The sequence below is a fragment of the Nostoc sp. genome (assembly GCF_036916975.1).
Taxonomy (GTDB): domain Bacteria; phylum Cyanobacteriota; class Cyanobacteriia; order Cyanobacteriales; family Nostocaceae; genus Nostoc.
The window spans coordinates 1-7,649 of sequence record NZ_JBALFF010000047.1 but is presented as its reverse complement, the minus strand read 5'-3'; the positions used below and the strand labels follow the sequence as shown (position 1 = coordinate 7,649).

Genomic DNA, 7,649 nt, shown 5'->3' with positions numbered 1-7,649 from the left:
AACTACGGTTCTCAACTTAAATCGCGTTTAAATTCTTATTTTTCTGAAAAAGATTCCTAAAAACTGCCGTAAAAATAGAATGAAATAGCCCTGGTATTTTACCAAGACAACTTTGCTAGGTAAATAAGTTTGTCATAACGATTTTAGTTTTTGTGTTTAGCACTAAAGTACATCTTTTTTTTACTAATTTTCTACTTACTTACATTTATAAATTAGCAATTAGCCCCTTGATTAATTGTTTACATCGTAGTATGACTACTTGGAGGTTAACAGTACCCTGTAGGGTACTCTCTCCAACTGCGATCTTTCTTGGGATGATGCAGCATTAACAAAATATAGGACTTACGCATCAAGTACGAAATGTAGGAGCAATTCATGAATTGCCGTACCTCACATAAACGAGAAGTGCTATAGCTAAAGTCTACTGAAGTAGACTAAAATTTTTTGGTATATATTTAGTCATCTTCAAATGACTTTTGCTAAAAGCCAAGGAACTTCAGTTCTTTGTGGGACATGACGTTTACTTTTAATAAAAAAACCCCCTCCTCGCTGGCGCGGGGAAGGGGTTGAGGGTGGGGATAACCTAATATCCGCCTTCTTCTTCGTATTCTGGCTGTCTTTCCTTGACTTTTTTGGGAATATTCACCGGTTTGGGCGCATCTTCCCAAGCATCGCCGTCTACGTCGTCATAATCCTCGTATTCATCAACATAAGGCTTGTTATAGGGCTGGGCTTCATATTTTAACGGCTGCGGTTGTTGATACCTGTCGTTACCTGTAGCCTCGCTCCAATTATCTTCTTCCTCGTCTTCTTCGTATTGAATAGATTCATACTGCCGCGCCTTCATTACCTGACGCTGTGGCCTTTGTTCTTCCACATAGTCTTCTGTCCATTCCTCTTCTCGCGCTACGGGTTCGGGGGCGCGAACTTTTTGCCTGGGTGGTTGCAATGGCACTCCACTAGGCAGTTGATTGGGTGGTGCAACTGTACGCGGTGGAGTATAGCCGTATTCTTCTTCTATATCTCGTTCCCAAGGGGCTTTGCCGATACCCAGGCGCTCTAGTAAACCAACTGTTAACTGATCTACGCGTTCTTCGGCTCCCTCAAATACAATCAACCGATTGGGGCCTGTGCTGACAATTTCATCTACTGAGAACTCGTAAGTACTCAGAAATTGATCGGGTATTTGGGGCAATCCTAAAGAAGCGATAACTATGGAGTTAAGCTTGCCGGTTTCGCCGTTGAACTTGAAGCCCCGAACTTTGCCTAATACTTCACCTGTTTCTGTAATTACTTCCCAGTTAATCAGATTACTGAGAGATTCAACTTCAATATCTTCAATGACATCTTCGTTATCAACCAGGATGACATCACCAATCTGGCTGATGTTGTTGAGGTACATATAGCGCGGTATGCCCGAAATGGAGATCAGGCTATCTCGCAAACCAAGAGCCACAACCTCTCGTTGATCTATATCAACCCAGACTTGACTGATGATGCCTAGCCGCTTGCCGTTGTCGCGGGTAATCACCTGGGTATTTAATATGTCGGAACGCCTAATTATCTGTTCGGAGGTCATTCTATACCGAGTCCTGATCTCGAATCCGGTTTATCTATACACTATTATTAACAAAAACTCAAGCAGATGTATTGGATGATTGTAACTTAATCCCCAAAACTTGAGTGTAAGCTCCTCGTGCTTGAGTAACGCCAATTGTGCGTTCGGCTGATTCTATCATCGGACGACGCAAACTAACAACTATAAATTGCGCTTGTTGTGACTGTTGCTTAATCATTCTAGCTAATCGCTCTACGTTTGCCCCATCTAGGAACATATCTACTTCGTCAAAGGCGTAAAATGGTGATGGGCGATAGCGTTGCAGGGCAAAGATAAAGCTTAAGGCTGTAAGTGATTTTTCTCCCCCAGACATGGAAGCTAGGCGCTGTACGGGTTTACCTTTGGGGTGTGCGACTAAATTTAGCCCACTACTAAAGGGATCTTCAGGATTTTCGAGTTGCAAGAAGCCGTCGCCGTCGGAAAGAATGGCAAAAATCGATTGAAAGTTTTCGTTGACAGCATCAAATGCTTCTTTAAAGGCAAGTTGCCGCAATGTGGTAAAATTTTCAATCCGCAAAAGTAGTTCGGTGCGTTCTCCTTCTAAAGTTTGCAATTTTTGGGTGAGTTCTTGGAGACGGTTTTGAGTGCGTTCGTATTCTTCTAACGCCAGCATATTAACAGGTTCCATTGCCTGTAAGCGTTTGGTAAGCGATCGCAATTCTTTCTGCAATTCCTCCAAATCTACTTTATCTGGAACTTCCGGCAAGGGATTTGGTAATTCTGCTCCCATATCCCGCAACTGATTTTGTAGTGCAATTAGTTCTTCCCGCCGTTTCTCTTGGGTTTCTTGGAGTTTTTGGATTTCCCATTGCAATTGTTGTTGACGCAAAAGATGCGATCGCACTTCCAATTCTGTAGCGTCGCGTTTTTGTTTTTCTTCTCCTAAATTCTGTTCCATAAGACTCAGCGTCGCGCGGGTTTCGGCAATTAAAGTGCTGAGTTGTGAGTGTTGAGTGCTGAGGGAAGTTAGTTGATTTTTTTGCGTCTCTTGCTCAAGATGATATTGGGCAATTCGCTCCTCCCCTTCTTGGCTTTTCTCTTGCAACCGTTGTTGCTGATTTTCCAAATTTTTTAATTTTTGTTCAGCTTCCCTTAATGCCGCCTCCCGTTGTTGCAATTGTTGCTCTTGAATTTTAATGGTTGCCTGGATTTGTTGCCATTCGCTGGGAGTTTGGGATGCTTCTAACTCTGCTAAAGCGTGTCGCAATTGTTGCAACTGATTTTCTTGCCCCGGTAATTCCCGCTCTAAAATTTCTAGACGGGATTGAGCAGTGGCTAACTTTTGGCTGTTTTGGGAGAGTTGCGATCGCATCCCCTCTAATTGCGCTGTCAAACTCTTAATATCTTTCTGCAACTGCTCCAATTGCAACTGCTGTTCGCGCCGCGCCTGACGCGCTTCTGTGAGTTCGGGGGTGAGTTTTTTGGTTCTGGCTGACAAAGTAGTGATCGCTTCTGTACAACGTTCTAAAACTCGCTCAATATCCAGCAAGCGACTTCTTAAAGCGATCGCTTCATCAGATTCTCCCGCTTCCGCATTCCCAAACCGCAAGGCTGAACGCTGGGTATTACTACCACCAGTCATTGCACCACTAGTTTCTAACAATTCCCCGTCTAAGGTGACGATGCGATACAACCCTAAATTTTTTCGCGCCGCCTCCAGGTTGGCAAAAACTACCGTGTTACCGAAAACATAGCTAAATACATCTTTGTAACGGCGATCGCAATCGACTAAATTAACAGCATAATTAACGAAACCGTTGGCGAACCGTAGCGTTGCATCTTGAGTAAATTTGGGAGCGTGAATTTTATTCAGTGGTAAAAAAGTCGCTCTCCCTGCACGTTTCTGTTTGAGCAATTCAATTCCGGCTGCGGCGATGCTGTCATCTTCTACCACAATATGTCCCAAACGTCCACCGGCAGCCATTTCTAAAGCTAGCTGATGGCGGGGTTCCACTTTGCCCAACTGCACAACTAAGCCACAAAGTCCAGGCATTCCCGATTGTAAAATGACTTTACTCGCTTGGGTTCCTTGAACTTCTTGCTGTGCTTGCGCTTGCGCCTCGATTTTATCCAACTGGCGTTGTTTTTCTCGTTGTTCAAAAAGTAAGCGTTTTTGAGTTTCCTGTTGGATTTGCAGTTCTTGTTCTGTGGCTGAGAGATTTTCGGCTAAATTTTGGATGGGTTCGCTAGAGGCGTTAAATTCCGTTTCAATTTGACTACAGTCAGTTTGTTTTTGGGCTAATAATGGTTCATCGCGTTCAATTAGCTGAGTTTGTTCTTGGATTAACTGCTGTAACTGATTATTGCGTTCCCTGAGTTGTGCTTGTTCGGTGCGTTGTGGTTCTAGAGTTTGCAGCAGAGTTTCAATTTGACGGTTGAATGCCGTTTGTTGCTGCACCCACGCTTCCGAAGCCGAGGCGATTTCGGCGGCGGCTTCGCGGGAAGTTTGTAGTGCTTGCTGTACTTCATCCCTTTGCTGCTGTGAATAGACAATAGATTGTCCCTCTACAACTTGTGTTTGGGCAATTTCTTCTAGGGAATGACGGTATTTTTGAATTTCTTGCTGAGTTTGAGTCAGACGTTTAGCAGTTTCCTGCGTTGCTGTTTCTAATTCTGTGAGTTGACGCTGGAGTTGTTTTCGTTCAGCTTCTTGGGTGGCGAGGGTAGATTGTACTGCCAAAAGTTCATCTTCTCCCAATGCTTTTACATGTTTATTGAGTTGTTCCAGTTCAGCCGTTTTTTGGACGATTTGGGAATTTAGGTTTGTGAGTTGGGTAGTGAGTTCAGTCGAATTGCGATCGCTATTTTGAATTTCCTGAACTAACTTTTCTTGTTGTGCTTGGAGCGATCGCCATGATAAAACAGCTTCCCAAGATTGTTTCGCTAGAAATTCCGTGCGGAGTTTTTGATATTTCTCAGCTTTCGCCCGATCTTGAGAAAGGCGATCGCATTGTGCAGTTAATTCTGTTTCAATAATCCGACAGCTATCTTCTTTTTCTTTCACCTCATCTAAAGTTGATTTGGCTTGAACAATTTTGCGATCGAACGCCGCCACCCCCGCCAATTCATCAATAATTTCCCGCCGTTCCCGCGTATTCATCGAGATAATGCTGGTGACATCCCCTTGCAACACAACATTGTAGCCTTCAGGATAAACGCGCAGGTTACTTAATTGCTCATGCAACTCTGTGAGCGTGCAAGCTTCACCATTGATATAGTAATTCGACGTGTAAGTGCCTTGGTGAGTGACTCGCAGCCTTCTAGTAACACTCCACTCTCCCGATTTTGGATTTTGGATTTTGGATTTTGGATTTTCTTCCTCTGCTTCCCCTACTTCCCCCGCTTCCCCTGCTTCCTCACTCTGCGCCTTTGCGGCTTTGGGTGAGTCCTCTCCTGACAAATCAAATGTCACAGTGACGCTAGCTTCAATAGAAGCGCGTCCTTTAGAGGTTTGGGTGTTATTTACCAAATCTGGGAGGCGATCGGCTCGCATTCCCTTAGAACTGGAGAGTCCGAGGCAAAATAGCAGTGCATCTAGAATATTCGATTTACCTGAACCATTTGGCCCAGATATGACAGTACACCCCGGTAGCAAAGGGACTGAGGTTGTGCCACCGAAGGATTTGAAGTTCGTAAGTTCCACGCGCTTGATATGCACCATAGGCGCTGGTTCACTGGGCTAATGAAGAACAAGTGTATCAAGTAATTAAAAATTCGCAAGAGGGTAGGGGGAAATTTAGGAATTATCGAACCACAGAGGCGCAGAGAACGCAGAGAGGGGAAGGAGAATCGTGGGAGTGAGAAAATTATCAGTTCATTACTATTTATTGCAAGACTATTTTACAAGTATGTAAGATGATTTTATGGGTAAATATAATAAATTAAATTATGCAAGTAGAAGATTACTTCGATTTTCAGCGACCTGATGATATTCGACTCAAAGGTACAAGAGTAGGAATTGAAACTATCCTCTATGATTTCATCCATCGGTCTCGAACTCCAGAGGAAATTTCCCAAAGCTATCCATCAGTAACTTTAGAGCAAATATATGCAACTATTCTTTATTACCTACATAACAAGGAAGCAGTCAGTGCTTACATAGCTAATTGGCTAGAACATAGTCACCGAATGCGAGAAGAACAGCGACGCAATCCACCGCCAGTTGTAACCAAATTGCTAAAACTGAAAGCTGAAAGAGAAGCAATGAAAAAAATACATTACTCTCAAATATCTTCTTGATGAAAATTTTGATAAAGTCTATAACCGCCAATTTTTCCAACGCAACCCTAACTTAATGATGTGGGTGGTTGGTGATCCTGGCGCTCCTCCCAGAGGCACATTAGATCCAGAAATATTATGCTGGTGTGAGGAATATAACTTTATTTTAGTCACAAATAACCGTACATCTATGCCTGGACATTTAGCTGAACATATCGCGCAAGGGCGTAATAAACCGGGTATTTTTATTTTGAATGAGAAATTAACCATCGGTCAGACTATTAGTGAATTAAGTCTAATTGCTCAAGCATCTTTTAATGATGAATATCAAAACCAAATTATTAATTTACCACTACTTTAATATCAGGGCTATTTCATTCTAAAATGTGACGTTTTCAAAGTCCCTCTCCCAGACTTGGGAGAGGGATTTAGGGTGAGGGCAAAAACTACGGTTCTCAACTTAAATCGCGTTTAAATTCTTATTTTTCTGAAAAAGATTCCTAAAAAGTGCCGTAAAAATAGAATGAAATAGCCCTGACTTTAATATTGATTCTTATTGCGATGCAAAGACGCAGTTTGTAGAAGGTATCCTCAAACAAGCACTTCCCGATAGATAAATAAACCCATGATAACTATTCTTTCGAGCGTGACTACTAATTAACTGGGAGCATCCCGTCAGGTGCAAAAACTTTGTGTTTGCCCTCATCCCCTAACCCCTTCATATGGGATTCGGGGAACTAGAATTATGTCTCCCCTCTCCCGGAATCGGGAGAGGGGCTGGGGGTGAGGGAAAAGATTTAAGAACTCATTGGGATGCTCCCAATTAACTCACCCTTATTTAAGCAAAAAAAGGGCTTACGCAGATGTAAGTCCTGTTTAAATTTTTTGATTATGTAAGCTGATTTAGTTAGTCCACGGTTAACTGAGAGCTTCAGTTATTCTTTTATGACTTTTTTACAGCTTCAACTTTTGCTTCCACCTTCACCGTCTTCACACCTTGAACTTCTTTAGCCAAGGTTTCAGCTTTCTTGAGTTCTTCAGCAGAAGTCGCTGTGCCTTTGAGAATAATTTCACCCTCTTTGTTTTCAACTTGTAACTTATTACCTGGTAAGCCTTTATTCAACTTTTCGCTAACTTCAGTTTTCAAGTTGCTCTTAGCTTTTGTTGCTGCCGTTTTTGCAGAATCGGTTTTAGTAGTATCTGTGATAACTCCTAAAGGAGTCGTTTGTATTACTGGAATTTTAGCAGTAGTTTTATCCGCAGTTGGATTTATCTGAGAAGCTGGTGTTGCTGTTGGTTGAGCAGCTTCATTAGTAGCGCTAGGAGTTTCTGAACCAGTTTTAGGAGCCTCTTGACAGCCAAAAGTACCAACTACCAAAATACTACTAACTAGTAATAGAATTAGCTTTTTCATTATCTTCTCCAAATTGAATAAATACTGGAAGCGATTAATTGAGGTGTGTGTGATTGTGAGGAGCAGATGTTAAAAAGTAATTAAATGTGAACTAGCAAAAGTTCCCAAGCAAGTACTCAGGTTGGTGGAAATTGAAACTTAGACGATTTATTGAGGCTAAGATTTTGCAGCCATTTTTGAGAAGCGCCAATTCAATTTTCCTGACGGTTGCTAACCAGGATGCCTCTGCATACAGTCTGTAGCTGTTCGCTACTACAACAGTTCCGCCTCCCCAGACAATGATTTGTTCTACCAAATCAAAACCAAACCAAAGCGGCACAGCCTATCTTTGTGGGCTACATACACCGACTTGACTTCTCCTTGAATTGCCCACTGAATAATTTGGAGAAACTTTTTACG

At 42.5% G+C, this 7,649-nt stretch carries 5 protein-coding genes; 2 read left to right on the top strand and 3 right to left on the bottom strand.

Annotation, left to right across the window (positions count from 1 at the left end; all coding sequences use genetic code 11):
* Positions 1-583 precede the first annotated feature (583 nt).
* Both V7K73_RS10810 and smc read right to left on the bottom strand, forming a co-directional pair.
* On the bottom strand, positions 584-1,579 hold the full coding sequence (locus V7K73_RS10810; protein ID WP_334879761.1) for a PRC-barrel domain-containing protein: 996 nt from the start codon (positions 1,577-1,579) through the stop codon (positions 584-586).
* Between the two features lie 58 nt (positions 1,580-1,637).
* Positions 1,638-5,279, bottom strand: coding sequence for a chromosome segregation protein SMC (smc, locus tag V7K73_RS10805; protein WP_334879759.1), 3,642 nt, complete (start codon positions 5,277-5,279; stop codon positions 1,638-1,640).
* Between the two features lie 227 nt (positions 5,280-5,506).
* Here smc and V7K73_RS10800 point away from each other — a divergent pair, with 227 nt between their 5' ends.
* Entirely contained in the window at positions 5,507-5,857 is a 351-nt protein-coding gene (locus V7K73_RS10800) for a DUF433 domain-containing protein (protein WP_334879757.1), read from the top strand.
* A gap of 64 nt (positions 5,858-5,921) precedes the next feature.
* On the top strand, positions 5,922-6,197 hold the full coding sequence (locus V7K73_RS10795; RefSeq protein ID WP_334879755.1) for a hypothetical protein: 276 nt from the start codon (positions 5,922-5,924) through the stop codon (positions 6,195-6,197).
* 582 nt (positions 6,198-6,779) lie between these two features.
* Here V7K73_RS10795 and V7K73_RS10790 read toward each other — a convergent pair.
* On the bottom strand, positions 6,780-7,250 hold the full coding sequence (locus V7K73_RS10790; protein ID WP_334879753.1) for a BON domain-containing protein: 471 nt from the start codon (positions 7,248-7,250) through the stop codon (positions 6,780-6,782).
* Between the last annotated feature and the right edge of the window lie 399 nt (positions 7,251-7,649).